The sequence below is a fragment of the Micromonospora desertarenae genome, from assembly GCF_056150265.1.
This window is the reverse complement of record NZ_JAXCFQ010000017.1, coordinates 68799-92390: the sequence shown is the minus strand read 5'-3', so window position 1 is coordinate 92390 and position 23592 is coordinate 68799. Positions and strand designations below refer to the sequence as shown.

Sequence of the window (23592 nt, the reverse complement as noted above, 5' to 3'; positions counted from 1 at the left end):
GGCTGGGAGTGCCGTTCCTCCCCGGTGCCGCGGCGCCCGGCCCGCCGGTTGTTCAAGTGGGCAGTGTCCGCACTCGCTCACCCCGCCCCGCGACGGGGCGCTGGTCACCGGGCGCGGGTCGCGTCCAGGTGCCACGCAGCCGGAGCGGTGTCATCCTGACCCGCCTGGCCGGCCGCCGACAACGGCCGCAAGATACCGCCATGCCGACCACCGCTGAAGACGACCGACCGGCGACCCCGTCCCCCCTGCTGTCCTGGGTGGAGCGTCCCGGACCGGGAGTGGTCCGGTTCGCCGCCGCCGCTGACGGCTGGGACGAGTGGCCGTACCCCCGGCTGGCCGCCGCGGTGCGCCGGGTGGCCGGCGGACTGCGCGCCGCCGGGGTGCGGCGCGACGACCGGGTGGTGCTGGTCGAGCCGACCGGCCCGGGCTTCGTCGCCGGCTACTTCGGCACCATGCTCGCCGGCGCGGTGCCGACCCCGGTCGCACCGCCCGCGCTCAGCCAGGACCTGGCCGGCTACCTGGAGCACGTCCGGCACATCGTGGCCACGGCCGCGCCCCGGCTGGTGGTGACCGGCGGGACGCTGGCCGAGCCGCTGCGTCCGGTCGCCGGGGACGCGGGCGTGGTCCGCACCGCCGACCTGCTCGACGGCGCCGACGAATCGGCCGGGGACCGGCGCGCCGGGCTGGCGCTGCTCCAGTTCACCTCCGGCTCGACCGGCCGGCCCCGGGCGGTACGCGTGCCGTTCGCCGCGCTGGAACACAACGTCGCCGCGATCGGCCGGTGGCTGCGCCAGGGGCCGGCGGATCCCACCGCCTCCTGGTTGCCGCTGCACCACGACATGGGACTGATCGGCTGCCTGCTCACCCCGGTGGCGCACCAGGGCGACCTGTGGCTGCTGACCCCGCAGCAGTTCGTCCGCGACCCGCTGCGCTACCTGCGCTGCTTCGGTCAGCGGGGAGCCCGGCTGACCGCCATGCCGACCTTCGGGCTGCGGCACGTGGTCGACCGGGTCCGCCCGGAGCAGCTCGCGGGGCTGGACTTCGCGGCCTGGCGGGCGGTGATCGTCGGGGCCGAGCGGGTCTCCCCCGCCGCGCTGGAGGACTTCTGGCGGCTGCTCGCCCCGCACGGGCTGGACCGGCGGGCCCTGCTGCCGGCGTACGGCCTGGCGGAGGCGACCCTCGCGGTGACCGGCGGCGCGCTGGACGAGCCGTGGCGCACGGCCCCGGTCGACCCGGCGCGGATCCCGCTCGGCGGCCCGCCCGGCGCGGGCCCGGCCGCCGCACCGCTGGTGGGCTGCGGCGCCCCGCTCGACGGCGTGTCGGTGCGGATCGTCGACGACGCCGGTCACCCGCTGCCCGACGGGCGGGTGGGCGAGATCGAGGTGGGCGGGCGCTGCGTCGCGGCCGGCTATCTCGGCGACCCGGCCGGGACGTCCGCCCGGTTCACCGGCGACGCCCTGCGCACCGGTGACAGCGGCTTCCTGCACGACGGGCAGCTCTACGTCCTCGGCCGGCTCGGCGACAGCCTGAAGCTGCGCGGCCGCACCCTGTTCGCCGAGGACGTGGAGGCCGCCCTGGAGGCCGCCGGCCTGCCCCGGCACCGGCACACCGTCCTGCTCGGACACGCCGACCGGCCGGTGGCGATGGTGCTGCTGGAGAACGCCGAGCCGGACTGGGAACGGCGGGCCGGCGCGGTCGTCGGCCGACTCACCGAGGGTGCCGAGTTGATCGCGCTCCGCGTTCCCGTCGGTACAATCCTGCGGACCACCAGCGGAAAGCCGAGACGCCGCGTGATGTGGCAGCGCTTCCGCGACGTCAACGGAGGGAGCCACCGTGCACGGTGAGGTCGACGCGCTGGTCATCGGCGCCGGGGTGAGCGGGCTGAGCACCGCCATCTGCCTACAGGAGGCGGGGCTGCGGGTGCTCGTCCGGTCCGCGCAGCCACCGGAACGCAGCACCTCGATGATGGCCTCGGCGATGATCGGGCCCAGCTTCGCCGGCCCCGGCGACCCCGCGCTCGGCTGGCAGCGCGAGACCGTCCGCCGGCTCACCCCGGACACCCCCGGCGTACGGGTGCTGGACGGGCGGATGGCGGCCCGGCCGGCCGGGATGGTCCCGCCCGGGGTGGAGCGGTTCGAGGGCTACCGCCCGTGCCGCCCGGAGGAGCTGCCCGAGGGCTACGGCACCGCGTTCTGGGTCCGCCAGCCGGTGGTCGACATGCCGCCGTACCTGGGACACCTCGCCGACCGGTTCACCGCCGCCGGCGGGCGGCTGGTGCTGGAACCGGTGCGCTCGCTGGACGAGGCCGCCGAGGTCGCGCCGCTGGTGGCCAACTGCGCCGGCCTGGGTGCCGCGGAGCTGACCGGCGACCGGCAGCTCAAGCCGGTACGCGGGCCGAAGATCGTGGTGGCGAACCCGGGCATCGAGCACTTCTTCATCGAGGCGCCGCTGGGGCCGATCTGGGCCGGTTTCATCCCGCACGGCGACCGGGTGGTGCTCGGCGGGACCCACCGCGACTCCGACGACACCACACCGGACGAGGCGGAGGCGGCCGAGATCATCCGCCGGTGCGCGGTGGTCGAGCCGCGGCTGGCCGACGCGCCGGTGCTGGAGCACTCGGTCGGGCTGCGGCCGGGCCGGCCCGCGCCCCGGCTGGAGCTGGAGAAGCTCGGCCGGGCGCGGATCGTGCACAACTATGGCCACGCCGGCACAGGGGTCATGCTGTCGTGGGGATGCGCCAAGGAGGCGGCCGACCTGCTGGTCTCGTGACGCGGGTCGGGCCGGCCCCACCGACGGAGAAGGGACATCGGGCATGACGGACTCCCGGCCCGACGAGTCGCAGCTGATCTCGGAAGCCGTGGCGTACGCGGCGGGACTGGACGTCTCGGCGGTGCGCCGGGAACTGTCCGCCCCGCAGGGGCCGCACCGCTGGCCCCGGCACCGGCTCAACGAGGTGGACCTGGAGTGGCGGCGCTGGCGGCTGCGCCGCTGGCTCGCCGCCGACGACGACCCGCCCGGCTCGATCAAGCTCTTCGAGCGGATCGCGGTGGCCGCCGGGTTGCCGCCGGCGGCCACCGCCCCGCTCGCCGCCGAGGTCGGCGGGGCGCTGACCACGCTCAGCTACGACGAGATGTTCCCGCAGGGGCCGCTGATCGCCAAGGCGATGCAGGCCCGGGTGGTCCGGCAGGTCGCCGCCCGGGAGACCGACGAGCAGTACGCGGCCATGATGCTCGCCTCCACCCGCCGCCGCGCGGACTACCTGCGCAAGCTGCCCGACGACACCTGGTGGATGATCGGCGACCTGATCTCCGAGTCGACCCGGCGGGCCTGCGTGGCCGAGATCGCCACGCTGCCGGCCAGCGCCGGCGCCGCGTACGACGGCGGGCTGAGCCCCGGCTGGGACAAGGAGCACGACGCCCTGGTGAGCCGCTCCTGCAACGCCTACCTGGGCGCCGGGCCGACGCTGGTGGCCATCCACGAGGACCCGGCGCTGGTGGCGCAGATCTCGGCCCGGATGGGCCGGCGGATGTACCCGACCCGGTGCACCTACCTGGAGTACCGGCCGGGCGACTTCCTCGGCGTGCACACCGACCAGCCGACCTGCGAGGTGTCGCTGCTGTTCACTGTGGACGGCGAGCCCGGCCCGATGCGCTCCTACTTCGACCGGACGGCCACCGATCCGGCCGCGCTGCACCGCTGGGTGCACGACAACGGCCAGTTCCCCGACGGCGGCCGGGACTTCGTCTACCGGCCCCGGGAGGGTTTCGCGCTCACCGGCCGGGCCGTGCCGCACGCCCGGCTGCCGCAACAGGAGAGCGCCTTCATCGGCGCGCTCTTCTACAGCGGCCTGGTCTGACGACCCGACGCCCGGCCGGCCGAGCTACCGCGGCGCGGTCGGTGGGCGCCGGCGTACCTGGACCGCCGTGTACTCGGCCAGCCCCAGCCGGCCGCCCTCCAGCCCGATCCCGCTGCACTTCATGCCGCCGACGGGCTGGTCGGGCCCGAGCAGGGCGTGCCCGTTGACCCAGACCGTGCCGCACTCGAGCCGGTCGGCCACCGCCCACGCCCGGTCCGGGTCGGCCGACCAGACCGACCCGCCGAGCCCGTACGAGCTGGCGTTGGCCCGGCGCACCGCGTCCTCGACGTCCCGGTACGGCACCACCGGCAGCACCGGCCCGAACTGCTCCTGGTCGACCACCGGGTCGCCGTCGTCGACGCCGGTCAGCACGGTCGGGGCGTAGTACAGCCCCGGCCCGTCCGGCGCGGCGCCGCCGGCCGCCACCCGGGCGCCCCGGGACCGGGCCGCGGCCACCAGGTCGGCGATCCGGGTGAACTGCCGCCGGTGCGCCAGCGGCCCCAACTGGGTGCCCTTGGCGGTCGGGTCACCGACCCGGGCCGCCCGGGCCCGGTCGGCCAGCGCGTCCACCAGCCGGGCGTGCAGCCGCCGCGGCGCGTACAGCCGCTTGATCAGGACGCACGCCTGCCCGTTGTTGGCGAACGAGTCCCAGAACAGCCGCTCGGCCAGCTCGTCCGGGTCGGCGTCGTCGAGCACCACTGCCGGGTCGTTGCCGCCCAGCTCCAGCACGTACCGCTTCAGGTCGCCACCGGCCCGGCCGGCGACCCGGCGCCCGGCCGGCACCGAGCCGGTGAACGTGACGTGCGCGGGCACCGGGTGGGCCACCACCGCCGCGCCCAGCGCGTCGTCCCCGCTGAGCACGTTCACCAGCCCGGGTGGCAGCACCTCCGCGAGCACCCGGCCCAGCTCCAGGGTGGCCAGCGGCGCGTACGGGGACGGCTTCAGCACCACCGCGTTGCCGGCCCGCAGCGCCGGGGCCAGTTTCGCCGCGGCCACCGCCACCGGGAAGTTCCACGGCGTGACGGCGGCGACCACTCCCAACGGGCGGCGGACCAGCTCGGCGTAGCCGCGCCGGTCGTCCTGGAGCACCTCCGGAGGCAGCTCCAGGTCGGCGTGGTGGCGCAGGGTGGCCGCGGCGGCGTACGCCTCGCCGACCGCCAGCGGCAGCGGCTTGCCCATCTCGGCGGTGACCAGCGCGCCGATCCGCCCGGCGGCGGCACCGACCGCCTTGGCGGCGGCGCGCAGCCCCTCGCGCAGCGCCGTCTCGTCGGCGCTCCACCGCCGCCACGCCCCGGCCGCGGCCCGCATCGCGGCGTCCACCTGCTCCGGGCCGCAGACCGGCGCCAGCCCGCAGACCGCGCCGGTGGCCGGGTTCACCACCTCGACGTGCCGGTCGCCGGGCACCGCGGCCCCGTCGATCGTCATCGGCACCGGTTCCATCACGCCGCCCCCGCCAGCGCGGCGACGTGGATCGACGGGTACGTCGGCGCGAAGCCCAACCCGGCCCGTGCGGCCGTGGTGTCCACCTCGCCGCCGAACTGGTCGGTGTCCAGCACCGGCGCGTCGGCCGACTCGCCGTGCGGCAGCGTCACCTGCCCGGCCAGCTCGGCCAGCTCGGCGGCGGTCACCGGCGCGTCGTCGGCGATGTTGAACACCCCGGTGGCGCCGGCCTCCAGCGCGTGCAGCACGCTCTGCCGCACGTCGGCGTGGTGCACCAGGTGCAACCGCTGGTCGGCGGGGGCCCGGCGGGCCCAGGCGAACGCGTCCACCAGGTGCGGGTCGCCTTCGCCGTAGGTGTAGGCGACCCGCAGCACGCACACCCCCAGCGGGGTGTCGAAGTAGCCGGCCACCGCCCGTTCCGCGCCCAGCTTCGCGGCGGGGAACGGCGCGCCGGCCGGGTCGCGCACCGGGTCGTCCTCCCGGGTGGCCCGCCCGGGCGTCGGGCGGTAGATGAGGTAGCTGCTCAACTGCACGAACCGGCGGGCGCCGGCGGCCAGCGCGGCGGCGGCGAGCCGGTCGGTGGCCAGGTGGTTGAGCCGGTCGGCCTCCCGCGCGTCGATGCCGGTGAACGCGCTGGCGATGTGCACCACGGCGTCCATCCCCTCGACCGCGCGCCGGCAGGTGTCCGGGTCGGTGAGGTCGCCCACCACCAGATCCCGGTTGCCGCCGGCGGGGCCGCCCGCCGGGTTCCAGACGGCCAGCCGCAGCCGCAGCCCCCGGGCCCGCAGCAGCGGGATGAACCGGGCACCGACCCGGCCGGTGGCGCCGGTGAGCAGGACGGCGGTCATCGGACGGCCGCCAGCTCGTCGGCGCCGTCGTAGACCGGCCGCCCGGTGGCGGCCAGCCGTTCCAGCAGCGTGACGCCGTGCCCGGCCGGCGGCATGGCGAGCATCTCCCGGCGCAGCCGTTCGGCGTTGGCCCGGTACAGCGGCTCGTCGAGCACCGCGCGGACGGCGGCGCGGACCTGCCCCGGGTCGAGGGTGCGGTGGTCCAGCCGCACCGCGGCGCCGGCCGCGGCGAGCCGGTGCGCGTGGTACGGCTGGTCCACCGCCACCGGGATCGCGACCATCGGCAGGCCGTGCCGCAGCGCCCCGACGGTGGTCAGGTAGCCGGCGTGCTGCACCACCGCGGCGCACCGGGACAGCACCGCCTCCTGCGGGATGTAGGGGGCCGCGTGGATGTTCGGGCCGATCGCGGCGAGCGGGGCCGGGTCCACCCCGGACCCGACGGTCAGCACCACCGACACGTCCTCGTCGCGCAGCCCCTCGGCGACGGTGGCGAACAGCGGCCCCACCTGGTTGAACGCGGTGCCCATGGTGACGTAGACCAGCGGCCGGTCCGGCAGCGCGTCGAGCCACGCCGGCACCTCGTCGCCGACCTGGTAGAGCGGCGGCTGCACCAGGTGCGCCACGTCCGGCTCGGCCGGGCCGTCGAACCAGCTCAGCGGGTTCGCGGTCAGCGGCTGCCAGCTCGGCAGGTACGCGTCGAGGTAGAGGTAGGGGTAGAGCCGCGCCAGCCCCGGGTCGGCGGGCAGGCCGAGCCGGCGCCGCGCCGCGTTCCAGGGTTCGGCCATCACCTCGGCGAGCACCGGCCGGGGAAGTCGCGGCAACTGCCCGAGGGCCGCGTACGGCACCCCGGCCGCGTCGGCGGCGAGCGGCGCGGCCCACTCCAGCGACTCGTGCAGCACCACGTCCGGGCGCAGCTCGCGGAACAGGTCGACCAGGCCGGCCACCATCGAGCCGGTGGCCAGGCTCATCAGCCGCAGCCGCCGGCGCGGGTCGTCGAACGCACCGGCCCGGGGACCGTCGGCGAGCCAGGCCGGCCCGACCTCCCGGACGGCGAACCCGGCGCGGGTCACCCAGTGCCCCATCCCCCGGCCGGTGGCCACCACCACCTCGTGCCCGGCGTCCACCGCGGCCCGGGCGAGCGGAGCGACCGCGTGGAAGTGGCCGACCGCCGGCTGACACGTGACGACGAGTTTCATGCCACCGCACCTCCCTGGCGCCAGTCCTCGCGGTAGCCGCGAGCGGTGATGCCGGCGACGCAGCCGGCCAGTTCGCGTCCCCGGGGGCCGCGCACCACGGCGTCCGGCCGCCCGCCGCCGGCCACCTCGGCGACCACCGCGGCGGTGGCCCGGGCCAGCTCCGCCACCTCGGCGTCGCCGACCCGCCGGAAGCCCAGGTCGTTGGTGCCGATCCGGATGCCGCTGGTCTCGGCGGCCGGCCGGGGATCGCGCGGGACGAGGTTCATGTTGACCAGGACGCCGAGGCGGCGCAGCACGTCGGCGACCTGCCGGCCGGTGACCGCCACCGCGCGCAGGTCGGCCAGGACCAGGTGGCTGTCGGTGCCGCCGGAGACCACCGGCACCCCGTGTTCGGCCAGCGCCCCGGCGAACGCCCGCGCGTACCGCACCACCCGGCGCATCGCCGCGGCGAACTCCGGGCGGGCGGCGAAGCCCAGCGCCACCGCCTTGGCGGCGATGCCGCCGAAGTCCGGCGTGCCCTGGAAGCCGGGGAAGACCGCCCGATCGAGCGCCCGGGCGCTGAGCCGGGACGACGCCCCGCGCAGCAGCAGGCCGCCGCGGGGCCCGCAGAGCTGCTTGTACGTCGAGGTGGTGATCACGTCGCAGTGCGGCACCGGTGACGGGTGCGCGCCGGCGGCGACCAGCCCGCTGACGTGGCTGACGTCGGCCATCAGCAGCGCGTCCACCTCGTCGGCGGCGGCCCGGAACGCGGCGAAGTCCAGCTGCCGGGGGTACGCCGAGCCGCCGCAGATCAGCAGCCGGGGCCGGACCTGCTTGACCAGCACGGCCAGCGCGGCGTAGTCGATCAGGCCCCGCTCGTCGACCTCGTAGTAGCTGGCGGTGACCCGCTTGGCGATGCTGGCGCCCCGGGAGACGTGGGTCAGGTGCCCGCCGTGGTCCAGTTCCAGGGCCAGCACGGTGTCGCCCGGGTCGAGCAGGCCGTAGAGCACGGCGAGGTTGGCCGCCGAGCCGGAGAGCGGCTGCACGTTGGCGTGCGGGGCGCCGAACAGCCGCTCGGCGCGCCCGCGGGCCAGCTGCTCGACCTGGTCGACCACCTCGGTGCCCGGGTGGTAGCGGCCGCCGGCGTACCCCTCGGCGGTCACCGAGCTGAACAGCAGCGCGTGCGCCACCAGGGCGGCCGGCAGGGTGGGGCTGGCGGCGGCGACCAGGTTCAGCGTGCCGCGCTGGCGGCGCAGCTCGGCGTGGGCGAGGCGGACCAGCGGGGCGTCCCGCCGGTCCAGCGAGACCAGCGCGTCGGCGCACCAGGCGCGCACGGCGGCCAGGTCGGCCCCGTCGGCCAGGCCGGCCGGGGCGTCCAGGCCGGTCACGGCGTGGCCCAGGCGTCGGTGCGGGCGCGCAGCCGCCGGACGATCTCGCCGACCAGGGCCCGGCGGTGCGGTTGGAGGAAGAAGTGGTCGCCGGTGAAGACCCGCACCTCGCACCCGGCGCTGGTGACGGTCCCCCAGCCGGGCAGCACGGCGAGGTCCACGTCCGGGTCCGCGTCGCCGCTGACCGCGAGGACGGGACAGGTCAGCGGCGGACCGGCGGCCGGCCGGTAGGTCTCGCTGAGCCGGTAGTCGGCGCGCAGCACCGGCAGCACCAGGGCGCGCAGCTCCGGGCTCTCCAGCACGGCGCGGCTGGTGCCGCCGGCCCGGGCGACGTCCGCCCAGAGCGCGTCGTCGTCCATCAGGTGCACCGCCCGGGACGGGTCGAACGGCGCCTGGCGGCCGGAGACGACCAGCAGCGCCGGGGGCGTGCCGGCGTCCGCCAGCCGGCGGGCCACCTCGTAGCCGACCGCCGCGCCGAGGCTGTGTCCGAACAGGACCAGCGGCACGTCGGCGACCGCGCGCAGCACGTCGGCGTACCGGTCGGCCAGCTCGCCGAGGTCGGTGGCGGGCGGCTCGCGCAGCCGGTCCTCCCGGCCGGGGTACTGCGCGGCCAGCAGCTCGACGTCGGCCGGCAGCTCGTCGGCCCACGGCCGGAAGAAGCTGGCGCTGCCACCGGCGTGCGGGAAGCACGCCAGCCGCGCGGTCGCCACCGGCACCGGCCGGTAGCACTGGAACCAGGGCGCCGCCGCCCGGCCCGGATAGGCGTTCACGTCAGCACCTCGTGCTCCCCCTCGATCAGGTCACCGGCCGCGAGGAACCGCGGCTCGTCCCGGCGGACCAGCTCCACCGGGCCCAGCAGCTGGGTGATCTCCCGGGTCAGCTGGCACAACCCGAGGTGGTACTGCCCGTCGGCCATCGGGTCGGCCCCACGGGCCACGTCGTCGGTGAGCCGCCGCACCGCGACCCGGACCGCCTCGGGCCAGAGCGTGTCGAGTGTCTGCGCCCAGCTCGGCGCGGCCGGCGGCCCGATCGGGGTGGTGCCGGCGAGGGCGAGATGGTCGACGCCGAGCCGGTCGAAGCCGGCCGCGCCGGCCGCCTCCCGGGGCAGGTGCGGCCGGACGGTCCAGAGCACCGGCCCGGTGCTGGAGACCAGGGTCAGCTGCCCGCCCTCGGTGCCGATGGTGATCCGGTGCCACAGGTGGGCGTGGTTGTCCGGCTCCCGCGGGTCCATCTGGTGCTGCACCCGCAGCGTGGTGGGCACCCCGGCGAACACCCCGTCGAGGCTGCGGAACGGCACGTCCAGCGGCGTCATGGCGCGCACCGCCGGTGGCAGCGGGACCGGCGGCGCGAAGCCCCACGGCCGCAGCCGGCCGAGCGCCGCGCCGAGCACGTCGAGCAGCGGGTAGAGCACCTGGACGCTGCCGGCCGCGTCCACGAACAGCGGCGGCTGCCGGCGCAGCAGCGCCCGGGCCGCGGCGACGAACCGGCGCACCGGCGCCACGTGCACGTGGTGGCTGTTGAGCCGGTACGCGACCCGGTTGGCCCGCGCGGCGCGCAGGCACCCGGCCAGCTCGTCGGCGTGCAGCGGGTGCTCCTGGAGCACGTGGATCCCCCGGGACATCAGCGCCCGCGCCAGCCGGGCGCCGGGCCCGCCGGTGATCGCCGAGCCGACCACCACGCAGGCCACCGTGACGTCCCCGGGCAGCTCGTCGGGGTGCCGGTAGAGCGGCACGCCCCACCGGCGGGCGCAGGCGGCCGACCGGTCGCTGCCCCGGGCCAGGATGCCGGCCAGCTCCACCGGCGAGTCGGGCGCGGCGAGCCCGGCGAGGTAGACGCGGCCGAACCCGGTGCCGCAGACCACCGCCCGCCGCCGGGTCACAGCACCCCCTCCTCGACCGTCGCGACGTCGGCGGCCGCCCCGTCGAACAGGTCGAACGCGCGCACCACCCCGGTGGCCCGCAACGCCTCGACCAGCTCGGCCGCGGCGAGCCCCTCGGCGGCCAGGTGCGCGCCCGGCGGCACCCGGCCGGCGAGCACCTGCGCGGCGGCCAGCGCGCAGACCGTACCGGTGATCTCCGAGGTGTCCGCCGAGCGCAGCACCAGGGTGCGGGTGCGCTCGGCGCCGTCCGGCCCGGTGCCGCCCAGCTCGAAGACCAGCAACTGGTACGGGCGCTTGCCGAACATGTCCAGCTCCGCCGCGGCGGCCAGGTCCCGGGCGGCGGCGCTCAGGTCGCCCTCCCCGCTCATGGCGCCCTGCAACCGGCTCAGCGTGGCCATCATCGCCGCCCCGCCGTCGAAGACCGCGTGCCAGCGCAGCTCGGTGAGCCCGAGCTGCACGGCGAGCCGCTCCCCCTCGTAGCCGAGGTACGGGTAGGCGGTGACCCGGCCGGGGAAGAACGGCAGCTCCACGTCGGTCAGCGCCCCCGCCGCCCGGGTGACCCGCCGGCCGTCCAGCCAGACCGCCTGCGACTCCTCGTCCCGGGTACCCAGGCTGAGCAGGTAGTCCACCGCACCGGCCGGGGTCAGCCGGTCCATCACCCCCACGTGGACCACCAGCCGGCGGGGCCGGTGGAACTCGGTGGCGGCGAGCCAGCGGGGCAGCAGCCCGGTGAGTCCCGGCATCAGGCCGGCGGTGACCAGCGCGGTGCGGTCCTGTTCGGCGAGCCCGAGCGGGGTGAGCCGGTCCAGCAGCGGCAGGTCGCCACCGGCGTCGACGTAGTCGGCGCCAGCGGCCAGGGCCGCCCGGGCCACCCGGTCGACCACCAGGTACGACGCGGCGCTGGCGTTGACCACCAGCCGGCAGCCGGCGCAGAAGCGGCGCAGCGCCTCGTCGTCGTAGACGTCCACCGCCATCGCCTCGGCCCGGCCGGCCAGCTCGCGGCGGACCAGGTCCTCGGCGGCGGCCAGCCGGCGACCACCGATGCGCAGCCGGTACTCCGGCCCGAGCAGCCGGTGCAGCCGGCGGGCCGCCGCGCCGCCCACCGCACCCGACCCGCCGACCACCCCGACCAGCGCGCTCACCGGAGGCCACCCTTCGTTCGCGACCGCGGGGCGCGCAACCCCGGCGCACTCCTCGCGCTCACCCGAGCCCACCCTTCGTTCGCGACTGCGGGGCGCGCAACCCCGGCGCACTCCTCGCGCTCACGGCCGTGCCCCGTCGACGACCCGCAGCTCGCCGAGGCACGCCTCGCGCCAGCGCCGTTCCACCCGCGCCGCCGCCTCCGGCCAGTGCGACCGGTCGAAGCCGAACACCAGGGTGAGGTCGCCGGCGTACAGCGGTGGCCCGTGGCGTACCAGGGCGTCGAGCGCGGACCGGAACGCGGCGTGCCGGGCGGTCAGCTCGGCCGGGTCGACGTCGAGCACCGCGGCGATCCGGGCCAGCCGCCAGTCGGCCGGCTCCGCGGCGAGCGCGCCGAAGACGCCGTCGTCACCGCCCTCCACGGCGCGGGCCAACTCCGCCTCGCCGGGCAGGCCAAGGTCGGCCGGGTCCACCCCGAGGTCGCGGGCGAACAGGTACTCGCCGAGCAGCTCGCCGGGCTCGCCGTCGGGCAGCGGCAGGCCGGCGACCACGGTCAGCCCGGCCACCGTCTCGCCGGCCTCGCCGAGCTGCCGGGCCAGCTCCGCGGCCAGGACGCCGCCGAGGTCCCGCCCGGTCAGCTCCACCGGCCGGCCGCGCAGTTCGGCGCGGAGCGCCGGAAGGTATCCGGCGGCCCTCCGCTCCGGGTCGTCGGCGGTGGCGTCGCCGGGCAGCTCCAGCCGGACCGGCCCCTCGGGCGGCACCGGGAACGGCAGGGCGGGCGCCCCGGCCGGCCCGGTGGCCGGCTCGGCGGCGTCGGCGCCGGTGAGGCGGGCGGCGAGCGTACGCACCGTCGCGCCCTCCAGCAGGTCCCGCAGCATGGTGTCGAAGAGCGCACCGGACGCGGCCGGCACGTCGTCCCGGATCCGGCCGACCAGCTGCGCCGCGAGCAGCGAGTCGCCGCCCAGGCTGAACAGGTCGTCGTCGCGGCCCACCCGCTCGACGTTGAGCACGTCGGCCCAGATCGCCGCGATAGCGGTCTCCAGCTCACCGCTGGGCTCGGCGGACCCGGCGGCGCGGGCGGCCGCCGCCCGGGGCAGCAGGGCGCGCAGGGCGGCCCGGTCCACCTTGTCGTTGGCGCTGAGCGGGATCGCGTCGAGCACCTCCAGCCGGCTGGGCAGCATGTACTCCGGCAGCCGCTCGGCGAGATGCCGGCGCAGCGCCGCCGGGTCGACGTCGACCCGGTCGGGCTTGAACCGGGCGGCGAAGACGTGCATGCCGATGGCGTCCAGGGCGGCGTCGGTCGCGGAGAGCTGGACCGCCGGGGCGGCGCCGGCCGCGGCGAGCAGGTCCCGCCACTGCGGGGCGGAGATGAAGGTCTCGTCCCGGCCCGCCCGCACGTCGGCGAAGTCCCCGGCGGTGGCGTCGAAGAGGAACTCCATCGAGGTGAGGATCTGGTAGTTGTCCCGGGTGGTCTCGATGAACACCAGCCAGCCGCCGGGGCGCAGCAGTTCCCGGAACCGGGCCAGCGCCTGGCCGGCGTCGCGGGCGTAGTGCAGCACGTTGGCGCAGAGGATCACGTCGACGCTGTTGGCCGTCATGCCCTGCGCGCGGTAGTCCACGTTGAGGTCGAAGAGGTGGTAGTCCACCCACGGGTAGTCGGCGAACCGCTCCCGGGCGCTGTTCAGGAAGAACTGGGAGACGTCGGTGAAGGCGTACCGCACGGGGTAGCCGTGCAGGGCGGGGATCAGGTCGATGCTGGTGCCCCCGACACCGGCGCCGACCTCCAGCACCCGCATCGGGCGGTCGGCCGGCCAGGCCGCGGCCAGGTCGCACATGGCCCGGACGACCAGCCGGTTGAGGCTGTGGCTGAGGAAGTTGCCCTGGTACGCCGACTCCTGGATGTCCAGCCGGCCCTGCGGGAAGAGCAGTTGCACCGGGTCGACCTCGTCGCGCATCAGCTCCGGCAGGTGGGCGCTGGCGGTGCGGAAGTAGCCGACCAGCTCGGTGCGCAGGCCACCGGCGTCCTGCATCCGGTCGATCTCCTGCCACGCGGCGCGCACGGTGTCCGCGTCGACGGTGAGGCTCTCCGGCGCCGGGCGCAGCCGGCCGGCCGGGTCGCGCCGGATCAGCCCGTGCCGCTCCAGCGCGGCCAGCCAGCGGCGGATCAGCCGCTGGTGCTTGGCGCCCACCCGGGCGGTGCGCATCACCTCGTCGACCGTGTGCCCCACCTCGGCGGAGGTGAACAGGCCCTGGTCGCGCAGCGCGCCGATCATCGCCAGCAGCGCCGTGCGGTCCAGCTGCCGGGCGAACCGGACGGCCTGCTCGCCGTCCTGCTCGGCGCGGATCGCGGCCAGTTCCCGCACCGCGGAGGCGGCCAGGTCGACGGGCTCGGCCGGGCCCTCGGCGCGGCGGGCCGGCTCCACGAAGGCGACCAGCCGCCGCTCCAGCGGGGCGTCGCCCTCGACCACCACCGCCGCGGCGCCGACCGGCGGGTACGCCTGCGCGGCGGCCTCGATCTCGGCCAGCTCGATCCGGTGTCCCCGGATCTTGACCTGGAGGTCCTCCCGGCCGAGGAACTCGATGTCCCCGCTGGGCAGGTACCGGCCGAGGTCGCCGGTGCGGTAGAGCCGCTCGCCGGTGACCGGGTGGCGGACGAACCGCCGCGCGGTCAGCTCCGGGTCGCCGAGGTAGCCGTCGGCGACGCCGACCCCGCCGATGTACAGCTCGCCGACCGCCCAGTCCGGGCAGGGCCGCATCGTCTCGTCCAGCACGTGCATTGTCTGGTTGGTCAGCGGCCGCCCGTACGGGATGCTCGGCCACTCCGCCGGCACCTCGTCGATCGGGTAGCCGATGGACCAGATCGATCCCTCGGTGGCGCCGCCGAGGCTGTGCAGCACCAGGCCGGGAAGCAGGGCGCGGATCTGGTCGGGCAGCCGCACCGGGATCCAGTCGCCGGAGAGCATCGCCAGGCGCAGCGAGTCCAGCCCGGTGGCGTCGGCCACGGCCAGGTAGTCGGCGAGCATCTGCAACTGCGCCGGGACCGAGTTCCACAGGGTCACCCGGTGGGCGCGGATCAGCTCCGCCCAGTGCGACGGGTCGCCGCGCCGGTCGGCGGCGGGCAGCACCAGTGCCGCGCCGACCGCCAGCGGGCCGAAGATGTCGTAGACGGACAGGTCGAAGGAGAGCCCGGCCAGGCCGAGCACCCGGTCGTCCGGCCCGACCGCGAACCGCCGGTTGATGTCCTCGACGGTGTTCACCGCGCCCCGGTGCGGGATCACCACGCCCTTGGGCCGGCCGGTGGAGCCGGAGGTGTAGATGACGTAGGCGGAGTCCCGGTCGGTGACGCCGACCGGCGCCGGCGGTTCGCCGCCGGGCGCGAGGCCGTCCAGCACGATCCGGCGTACCCCGGCGGGCAGGCCCTCGGCGTCGGCGGTGGTCACCGCGTACCGGGCGCCGGCGGCCTCCACCAGGGACTCCTTGCGGGCCACCGGGGCGCGGGTGTCCACCGGCAGGTAGGCGCCGCCGGCGAGCAGCACGCCGAGCACCGCCACCACCTGCTCCGGGCCGGGCGGCAGCAGCACCGCGACCAGGTCGCCCGGTGCGCCGCCCGCGGCGCGCAGCGCGTCGGCGACCGCCGCCGCCCGGGCCAGCAGCTCGCCGTAGCTCAGCGTGCCGTCCGCGCCGATCACCGCCGGCCGGTCCGGGGTACGCCGGCACTGGGCGACGACACCGTCGTGCAGCAGCGCGCCGGAGAGCGGGGCGGCGGTGTCGTTCACCTCGGCCCGCCGGGCCAGCTGGTCGGCCGGCAGCTCGACCGGGTCCGCGTCGTCCCACCGCCGCCCGGCCGCCAGCTCGCCCACCAGCGCCTGGAACGCGCCGAACATCGCCTCGACCATGCCGTCGGGGAAGATGCCCTGGCGGACGTCCCAGTTGACCACCAGCCCGTCCGAGCGCTCCAGCGCCTGGCAGTCGATCCAGACCTGCGGGGTCTGGCTGATCCCGTAGCCGAAGCCGACCCGCTGCGGGCCGGACTCCCCGGCGGTGCCGAGCCCGAGCGCGCTGGTGAAGACCACCGGCATCAGCGCGGCGTCCTGGCCCCGGCGGCGGGCCACCTCGCGCAGCACCTCGACGCCGCTGACCAGCAGGTGGTCCATGTCCGCCCAGAGCTGCTGCTGCACCGCGCCGGCCCGCTCGCCGAAGCTGGCGCCGGCGTCGCCGTCGACCTCCAGCAGCACCGCCGAGGTGAAGTCGCCGACCAGCCGGTCGACCTGGGGATGCAGCGGCAGTCGGCGGAGCATGGTCAGGTTGAGCAGGAACCGCCGCCCCTTGCTCCACCGGCCGATCACCTCGGCGTACGCGGCGAGCACCGCCACCGACGGGGTGACGCCCCGGTCGGCGGCGAGCCGCTTCAGCCCCTCGTACGCCTCGGTGGGCAGGTGCAGTTGCCAGCGGCGGAACCGCACCCCGCCCGGCTCGGCGGGGCGGTCGCCGAGCACCACCAGCTCCGGCGCCGGCGGCAGCGTGTCGATCCGGCGCCACCAGTACTCGCGGTCCTTGGCGTACCGGCGGGTGCCGCGCAGCTGCCGCTCGCCGAGCAGGTAGTCGCGGAAGGAGAGCTCCAGCGGGGGCAGCCGGTGCCCGGGGTCGTGGTAGCAGCGGGTGAACTCCTCCAGCAAGAGCTGGATGCTGACGTAGTCGGCGACCAGGAAGTCGATCGACAGGTGCAGCACCGCGCGGTCGTCGGCGCGGGTGACCCGGACCTCGAACAGCGGCCAGCCGTCCGGCGGGTAGACCCGGTGGTCCAGTTCGGCGCGGACCCCGTCGATCGCGGCCGCCACCGCCGCCGGGCCGCGGCCGCGCAGGTCGAGCACCGGGACGACCAGCGGCGGCGGGTCGGGCATGATCCGCTGCGACCCGGCCGGGTCGATCCGGGCGCGGAGCATGTCGTGCCGGCGCACCAGCATCCGCCACACCTCGGCGACCCGGTCGCCGTCCAGGTCGGGGAAGGTCAGCTCGCCGTACGCGTGGCAGCCCACCCCGCTGTAGGCGAACGCGCTGCGCCGACCCAGCACGTAGGACATCTGGATGTCGGTCAGCGGGAACGGGTCGTGCCGCGCCGCCGGGTCGGGCTCCAGCCCGGCCGTCGGCGCCCCCTTGAGGTACGCCAGCAGCTCCGGACGGCGGGCCCGCAGCGTCTCCCGGCGCTCCTCGGTGAGCACCCCGCGCGGCGCCCGGAAGCGCAGTTGGCCGTCCTCCTCCCAGAGTTCGACGCCGTGCGCCTCCAGGGTGTCGACCAGGTCCGACACGGTGACCGCTGGCTCGATCACAGCACCCCCTCCTCGAAGGTCGCCCCGGCCTGGTCGAGCCGCGCCGCGACCACCCGGGCCTGCCCGGCCACCGACGGCGCGCTCAACACCTCCCGCAGCGACATCTGCACGCCGAACCGCTGCCGGATCAGCTGGACCAGCCGGGTGGCGAGCAGGCTGTCCCCGCCCGCGGTGAAGAAACTGGTGTCCCGGTCGACCACCGGGAGGTCGAGCAGGCCGCGCCAGAGCCCGGCCACCCCCTCCTCGGTCGGCCCGCGCGGTGGTTCCGCGACCGCCACGCCGGCCGCGCCGGCCAGCGCGGCGCCGACGGCGGCGCGGTCGACCTTGCCGTTCGGGCTCAACGGCAGCCGGGGCAGCACCTCCAGCTGCCGGGGCACCATGTAGTCGGGCAGCCGGGCGGCCAGGTGGGCGCGCAGGTCGTCCGGGTCCACCGGGGCGGCGGTGGTCACCGCGGCGGCGAGCCGGCGGGTGCGCTCCCCCACCGCGCAGGCGACCGCGGCGGTCACCGCGGGGTGGCCCTCCAGCGCGGTCTCGATCTCGCCCAGCTCGATCCGGTGGCCGCGCACCTTCACCTGGTGGTCGACCCGGCCGAGGAACTCCAGCGTCCCGTCCGGCCAGTACCGGCCCAGGTCGCCGGTGCGGTACCAGCGTCCGCCGGCGTACTCGACGAACCGGGCGGCGGTGCGCTCGGGGTCGCCGTGGTAGCCGAGCGCCACCCCGGCGCCGCCGATCCACAGCTCGCCGGGCACCCAGTCCGGCCGGTCGCCGCCGTGCCCGTCGACCACCCGGTAGCACTGGTTGCGCAGCGGGAAGCCGTACGGGATGGAGGTCCAGCTCGCCGGCACCTCGGTCACCTCGAAGGCGTTGGACCAGATCGCCGCCTCGGTGGCGCCGCCGAGCGCGACCAGCCGGCACCGGCCGGCACCGGCCGCGGCGAGCCGCCCGGGCAGGTCCAGCCCGACCCAGTCGCCGGAGACCAGGGCCAGCCGCAGCGCCGCCGGCAGCTCGCCGCCGGCCTCGGTGAGCAGCATGTCCAGCAGGGCCGGCACGCTGTTCCACAGGGTGACCCGGTGGGTCCGGGCCAGCCGCAGCCAGGCGGCCGGGTCGCGCCGCTCGTCCTCGGCCGGCAGCACCACGGTGCCGCCGGCGGCGAGCAGCCCGAAGATGTCGTACACCGACAGGTCGAAGTCGAGCGCGGAGACGGCCAGCACCCGGTCGGCGGGGCCGACGCCGTAGCGCTGGTTGACGTCCTCGACGGTGTTGACAGCGCTGGCGTGGGAGATCACCACGCCCTTCGGCGCGCCCGTGGAGCCGGAGGTGTAGATGACGTACGCCGGCTGGTCGGGCGGCACGGTCACCGGCTCGGCCGGGGCGTGGTCGCCGGCCCGGTCGAGGAACGCCGCGTCGAGCACGGCGCGGGCGCCGCTGTCGGCGACGATCCGGGCCCGGCGCAGCGCGGGGTGGTCCATCCCGACCGGCACGTACGCCGCGCCGGCGGCCAGCACGCCGAGCGCCGCGACCACCTGCCCGGGGCCCTTGGGCAGGGTGACCGCCACCCGGTCGCCGGGACGCACCCCGGCGGCGCGCAGCGCGGCGGCGACCCGCCCGGCCCGGTCGGCCAGCTCGCCGTAGCCGAGCACGCCGTCGTGGCCCCAGGCCAGCGCTGGCGCGTCGGGCCGGGCCGCGGCGGCGGCGAGGAAGCCCTCGTGCAGCAGCCGGCCGGAGCGCGGGCCGGCGGTGTCGTTGACCCGTCGGCGCACCGCCGCCTGCGCGTCCGGCAGTGGCACCCGGGCCGGGGCGTCCCAGTCGGCCGCCCCGGCCAGCCGGACCAGCAGGTCCCGGTACGCGGCGAACATCGCGTCCAGCACGCCGGGGCAGAACGCCTCGTCGACGGCGTCCCAGTTGAGCAGCAGCCCGCCGTCGTGCTCGGTGACCTGGTGATCGAGCAGCACCTGCGGGGTCTGGGACAGCCCGGTGCGGTACTCGCCGAACGGGGTGCGCAGGTCGAAGCGGTGCTCGGTGGCGTCCCGGACGCCGAGCGTGCTGGTGAACACCACCGGCATCAGCACCTCGGGCGCGCCGGTGCGGCGGGCCAGCTCGCGCAGCACGGAGATGCCCGAGTAGGCGCTGTGCTCCATGTCGGACCAGACCTGCCGCTGCAACCGGCGGGCCGCCGCGGCGAAGCTCTCCCCCGGTTCCGGCCGGTCGGCCACCAGCAGCAGCGAGGTGAAGTCGCCGACCACCCGGTGGATGTCCGGGTGCACCTCGGGACGGTCGAAGAGGGTGAAGTTCAGGGTGAACTCCTCCGCGGCGCTCCAGGCCCGCAGCACGGCGGCGAAGGCGGTGGCGACCACTGTGGAGCCGGTGACGCCGTGCCGCGCGGCCCGGTCGGTCAGCCGCCGCCAGTCGGTCGCGTCGAGGCGGCACTCCCGGCGGCTGAACCGGTGTCCGGAGAGCTGGGCCGGGTCCCGGGCCAGCGGCAGCTGCGGCGCGGGGGGCAGCTCGTCGATCCGCTTGAGCCAGTGGTCCCGGGCCGCCGCCCGGCGGGCCGGGTCGACCGGGTCGGCGAGCAGCACGTCGCGGAAGGAGAGCCCGATCGGCGGCAGGACCGCCTCCGGGTCGGTGTAGAGCCGGGACAGCTCGGCGAAGAGGATCATGATGCTGAGCGCGTCCAGCACCGCGAAGTCGAGGCTCACCCCGAGCCGGGTGACGCCGTCGGCGGAGCGGACCGCCCGCAGGTCGAACAGCGGCCACGTGTCGGTGGCGAAGACGTGGTGGGACATCTCCGCGCGCATCGCGGCGACCAGTGGCTCCGGGTCCGCCCCGGCGTCGGTCACCCGGATCCGCACCGGCGGCACCTCGGGCAGCACGCGCTGCCGGCCGTCGTCGTCGAAGACCGCCCGGAGCATCCCGTGCCGGGCCACCAGCCGGTTCCAGGCCGCCTCCAGCCGGTCGAGGTCGACGTCGCGGCCCTCGAACTCCCAGTACCAGTGCGAGCCGACCCCGCCGAGGGTGAACTCCGGCCGCCGCCCCAGCCAGTACGCGCGCTGCACCTCGGTGGCGCCGAACGGCTCGTGCCGGTGCTCCTCGTCCGCCCGGATCGCCACCCCGGTGGCGGGCGCCGGCCGGCCGGGGCTGAGGTGCCGGGCGAACTCCGCCAGCGTGGGCGTCGCGAAGAGCTGGGTCAGGCTGGCGTCGGCGTACCCGGCCTGGCGCAGCGCGGCGATCACGCGGGTGGCGAGCAGGCTGTTGCCGCCGAGGGTGAAGAAGCTGTCGGCGCGGCCGACGGCCGGGTTCTCCAGCAGCTGCGACCAGATCGCGGCCACCCGCGTCTCGGTCTCGCCACGCGGCGGCTCCGTCTCCTGCCGGCCGGGCCGGCCGGCCAGCAGGCCGGCGATCGCCGACCGGTCCACCTTCCCGTTGGCGTTCAGCGGCAACGCGGTCAGCAGGTCGACCTGCCGGGGCACCATGTGCTCGGGCAGCCGCCGGCGCAGGTGCGCCACCAGGTCGTCCACCGCCGGCTCGGCGTCCGCCGGCACCACCGCCAGGGCGAGCCGGCGCGGCTCGCTGAGCACCAGCGCGACCGCCCGGCCCACTCCCGGATACGACCGTGCCGCCGCCTCCACCTCGCCCAGGTCGATCCGCTGGCCGAGCAGCTTCACCTGGAAGTCGGTCCGACCGAGCAGCTCCAGCGTGCCGTCCGGGTGGTAGCGGCACAGGTCGCCGGTGCGGTACCAGCGCCGGCCGTCGTGCTCGACGAAGCGCTCGGCGGTGCGGGCCGGGTCGCCCCGGTAGCCGCGGCCGACCCCGACGCCGCCGAGCCACAGCTCGCCGGGCACCCAGTCCGGGCAGTCCCGGCCCCGCGCGTCGACCACCCGCACCTGCTGGTTGCGCAGCGGCGCGCCGTACGGCACCGAGCGCCAGTGCGCGGGCACCTCGGTCACCTCGTGCCAGGTGGAGTGGATGCCGACCTCGGTCGCCCCGCCGAGCGCCACCAGCCGGCAGCCCGGGGCGTGGACGGTGAGCCGGTCGCGCAGGTCCAGGCCCACCCAGTCGCCGCCCAGCAGGGCGAGCCGCAGGCTGCGCAGCTGGCCGGTCCGGGCGGTGGTGAGCAGCATGTCGAGCAGGGCGGGCACCCCGGTCCAGACGGTGACCCCGTGCCGGTCGACCAGCTCGGCCCAGCACTGGGCGTCCCGGCGGGCCTCCTCCGGCGGCAGCACCAGGGCGCCGCCGGCCGACAGGTAGGCGAAGAGTTCGTACACCGACCAGTCGTGCTCCAGCGAGGTGACCGCGAAGCCCCGGTCGTCCGCGCCGACCCACCAGCGGTCGCCGATGTCCTCGATGGTGTTGGCCGCGGCCCGGTGGCTCATCTCGACGCCCTTGGGGGTGCCGGTGGAGCCGGACGTGTAGATGACGTACGCCAGGTCCTCCGGGTCGACCTCGACGGCGGGCGACAGCGGCGCCGCGGTGGCCGCCTCCTCGACGGTCAGCGCCTCGGTCCCGGCCGGCCAGGCCAGCGCGGCCCGGGTGGCCGCGTCGGTGAGCGCCAGCCGGACCCCGGCGTCGGCGTGGATGGCGGCGCGCCGCTCGGCCGGTTGGCCGACGCCGACCGGGACGAACGCGCCCCCGGCGCGCAGGACGCCGAGCACCGCGGCCACCTGGTCCGGCCCGCGCGGCAGGGTCACCGCCACCGGGTCGCCGGGCCGGCAGCCCCGCGCCGCCAGCAGGCCGGCGATCCGGTCGGCCCGCTCGGCCAGCGCCCGGTAGCCGACCGTGCTGCCGTCGCCGGCGACCAGCGCGACCCGGTCGGGGTGCTCGGCGGCGTGCCGGTAGAACGGCTCGTGCAGCCGGCGCTCCCGTTCCGGGCCGGCGGTGCGGTTCACCGCCGCCCGGCGCGCCGCCTGGTCGGCGGGGAGCAGGCTGGGCGTCGGCGCCGACCAGTCCCGCTCGGTGGCCAGCCAGTCGAGCAGCCGCAGGTACGCGTCGAACATCGCGTCCAGCACGCCGTCGCAGAACAGCTCGTCGACCGCGTCCCAGTTGAGCAGCAGCCCCCCGGCGTGCTCGGTGACCTGGTGGTCGAGCACCACCTGGGGAGCCTGCGAGATGTTCCAGCCGAGGGTGCCGAAGTGCTCGGTCACCTTGCGGCTGAACAGCTCGCCGAGCCCGAGCGCGCTGGTGAAGACCACCGGCGCGAGGGTCTGCGCGGCGCCGTCCCGCCGGGCCAGGTCGCGCAGCACCTCCAGCCCCGAGTACGCGGAGTGCGCGGCGTCCGCGGTGAACCGGGCCTGGGTCCGCCGGACCAGGTCCAGGAAGGAGCCGCCCGCCGCGGTGTGCACGCCGAGGATCAGCAGGTTGCTGAAGTCACCGACCAGCAGCCCCACGTCGGGGTGGATCGGCTCCCGGTCGAACAGCGGCACGTTGAGCAGGAAGTCCGGCTCCTCGCTCCAGCCGGCGAGCACCTCGCTGAACGCGGCCGCGAACACCATGGACAGGGTCACGCCCTGGTCCCGGGCCCGCTCGGCGAGCCGGCCCCAGCGGTCGGCGGAGAGCCAGTGGTGCCGGCGGGTGACCCGGTGCCGGGTCAGCTTCTCCGGCGCCACGGCCAGCGGCAGCCGGGGCGCCCGGGGCAGCCGCGGCAACCGGTCGGCCCAGTAGCGTTCGGCGTCCGCCCGGCCGGGCACCGGCCGGGCCCGGCGGTCGGCCAGGTAGCGCGGGTAGCTGTAGCCGATGGCGGGCAGCTCCGCGGCCGGGTCGGCGTAGAACGCGGCCAGGTCGTTGATGATGATCCGGAAGCTGAGCGCGTCCGCGACCAGCATGTCGATGTTCAGGTGCAGCCGGGTGCCCCCGTCCGGCAGCAGCGACACGCCGACGTCGAAGACCTCGCCGCCGGCCACGTCGAAACGCCGGTGCGACAGCGCGTCCCGGATCCGGGCCAGTTCGGCCGCCACCCGCGCCGGCGGCAGGTCCCGCAGGTCGTGGACGGTGGGGCCGGGCCAGCTCGGTTCGGGTTGGATCTGCTGGCGCCCGTCGCCGAGCACCCGGGCCCGCAGCATGCCGTGCCGGCGCAGCAGCGCCCGGGCGGCCACGTCCAGCCGGCCCGGATCGACCGCCGCCCCGTCCAGTTCGGCGTAGAAGTGGGTGGCCACCCCGCCCAGGGTCAGGTTCTCCGCCCGCCCCACCCAGTACGCGTGCTGCATGGTGGCCAGCGGGAAGGGCGCGCTCTCGTCCACCTCGACGTGAGCCGGGGCGGCCGGCTCGGCCGGGACGCCCTGCCGCTGCGCGACGAGGTCCTGCCACTGGGCGAAGGTGGGGCGGGCGAACAGGTCGGCGAACTTCACGTCCACCCCGGCGGCGCGCCACCGGGCGGCCAGCCGCATCACCTTCATCGAGTCCAGCCCGACGGCGATCAGGTCGCCGCCGGCCTCGTCCAGTGCGGTCTCCCCGCCCACGAGTTCGGCGATGTCGGCGCGCATCCGGTCGGCGGTCAGCGGCGTCCCGGTCGCGGGCAGGGTGCTGTGGCTGTCCATCGGTCTCCCCGG

The 23592-nt window shown here is 76.7% G+C and carries 12 protein-coding genes; 3 read left to right on the top strand and 9 right to left on the bottom strand.

From position 1 onward, the window contains the following. Window positions 1–200 precede the first annotated feature (200 nt). From SM577_RS27735 to SM577_RS27725, 3 genes are read left to right on the top strand one after another with little or no spacing between them, the layout of a single operon-like run. Entirely contained in the window at window positions 201–1844 is a 1644-nt protein-coding gene (locus tag SM577_RS27735; protein ID WP_474588360.1) for an AMP-binding protein, read from the top strand. Continuing rightward, window positions 1834–2769 carry an FAD-dependent oxidoreductase gene (locus tag SM577_RS27730; RefSeq protein ID WP_474588359.1) on the top strand — a complete coding sequence of 312 codons (936 nt, stop codon included), beginning with the start codon at window positions 1834–1836 and terminating at the stop codon, window positions 2767–2769. Before SM577_RS27735 ends, SM577_RS27730 begins: the two co-directional genes overlap by 11 nt. 43 nt (window positions 2770–2812) lie before the next feature. Next, window positions 2813–3856 (top strand): hypothetical protein, encoded by a 1044-nt coding sequence (locus SM577_RS27725; protein WP_474588358.1) that lies wholly within the window; start codon window positions 2813–2815, stop codon window positions 3854–3856. A 24-nt stretch (window positions 3857–3880) separates the two neighbouring features. Here SM577_RS27725 and SM577_RS27720 read toward each other — a convergent pair whose 3' ends face one another. The 9 genes from SM577_RS27720 to SM577_RS27680 form a co-directional block, all read right to left on the bottom strand. Then, a complete protein-coding gene (locus SM577_RS27720; protein WP_474588357.1) occupies window positions 3881–5281 on the bottom strand; it encodes an aldehyde dehydrogenase family protein in 1401 nt (466 codons plus the stop codon). Window positions 5282–5295: 14 nt separating this feature from the next. Beyond that, entirely contained in the window at window positions 5296–6144 is an 849-nt protein-coding gene (locus SM577_RS27715) for an NAD-dependent epimerase/dehydratase family protein (protein ID WP_302919907.1), read from the bottom strand. Next, the gene (locus SM577_RS27710; protein WP_474588356.1) at window positions 6141–7340 is read right to left on the bottom strand and encodes a glycosyltransferase; all 1200 of its coding nucleotides are present in this window, start codon (window positions 7338–7340) and stop codon (window positions 6141–6143) included. Before SM577_RS27710 ends, SM577_RS27715 begins: the two co-directional genes overlap by 4 nt. After that, on the bottom strand, window positions 7337–8707 hold the full coding sequence (locus SM577_RS27705; protein ID WP_302919909.1) for a serine hydroxymethyltransferase: 1371 nt from the start codon (window positions 8705–8707) through the stop codon (window positions 7337–7339). The genes SM577_RS27710 and SM577_RS27705 overlap by 4 nt, the downstream gene beginning before the upstream one ends. Continuing rightward, window positions 8704–9477 carry a thioesterase II family protein gene (locus SM577_RS27700; RefSeq protein ID WP_474588355.1) on the bottom strand — a complete coding sequence of 258 codons (774 nt, stop codon included), beginning with the start codon at window positions 9475–9477 and terminating at the stop codon, window positions 8704–8706. Before SM577_RS27700 ends, SM577_RS27705 begins: the two co-directional genes overlap by 4 nt. Further along, complete coding sequence (locus tag SM577_RS27695) at window positions 9474–10586, bottom strand: Gfo/Idh/MocA family oxidoreductase (protein ID WP_474588354.1); 1113 nt, start codon at window positions 10584–10586, stop codon at window positions 9474–9476. The genes SM577_RS27700 and SM577_RS27695 overlap by 4 nt, the downstream gene beginning before the upstream one ends. Next, entirely contained in the window at window positions 10583–11728 is a 1146-nt protein-coding gene (locus SM577_RS27690) for a saccharopine dehydrogenase NADP-binding domain-containing protein (RefSeq protein ID WP_474588353.1), read from the bottom strand. Before SM577_RS27690 ends, SM577_RS27695 begins: the two co-directional genes overlap by 4 nt. A gap of 120 nt (window positions 11729–11848) precedes the next feature. Continuing rightward, window positions 11849–17053, bottom strand: coding sequence for a non-ribosomal peptide synthetase (locus SM577_RS27685; RefSeq protein ID WP_474588352.1), 5205 nt, complete (start codon window positions 17051–17053; stop codon window positions 11849–11851). Further along, window positions 17050–23580, bottom strand: a complete 6531-nt coding sequence (locus SM577_RS27680) for an amino acid adenylation domain-containing protein (RefSeq protein ID WP_474588351.1) — start codon at window positions 23578–23580, stop codon at window positions 17050–17052. Before SM577_RS27680 ends, SM577_RS27685 begins: the two co-directional genes overlap by 4 nt. Between the last annotated feature and the right edge of the window lie 12 nt (window positions 23581–23592).

Bases quoted from the DNA above. Each gene is read 5' to 3' on its own strand.
- SM577_RS27725 (WP_474588358.1), top strand. From the start codon at position 2,813: ATGACGGACTCCCGGCCCGACGAGTCGCAGCTGATCTCGGAAGCCGTG.
- SM577_RS27710 (WP_474588356.1), bottom strand. From the start codon at position 7,340: ATGAAACTCGTCGTCACGTGTCAGCCGGCGGTCGGCCACTTCCACGCG.
- SM577_RS27735 (WP_474588360.1), top strand. From the start codon at position 201: ATGCCGACCACCGCTGAAGACGACCGACCGGCGACCCCGTCCCCCCTG.
- SM577_RS27680 (WP_474588351.1), bottom strand. From the start codon at position 23,580: ATGGACAGCCACAGCACCCTGCCCGCGACCGGGACGCCGCTGACCGCC.
- SM577_RS27720 (WP_474588357.1), bottom strand. From the start codon at position 5,281: ATGACGATCGACGGGGCCGCGGTGCCCGGCGACCGGCACGTCGAGGTG.
- SM577_RS27715 (WP_302919907.1), bottom strand. From the start codon at position 6,144: ATGACCGCCGTCCTGCTCACCGGCGCCACCGGCCGGGTCGGTGCCCGG.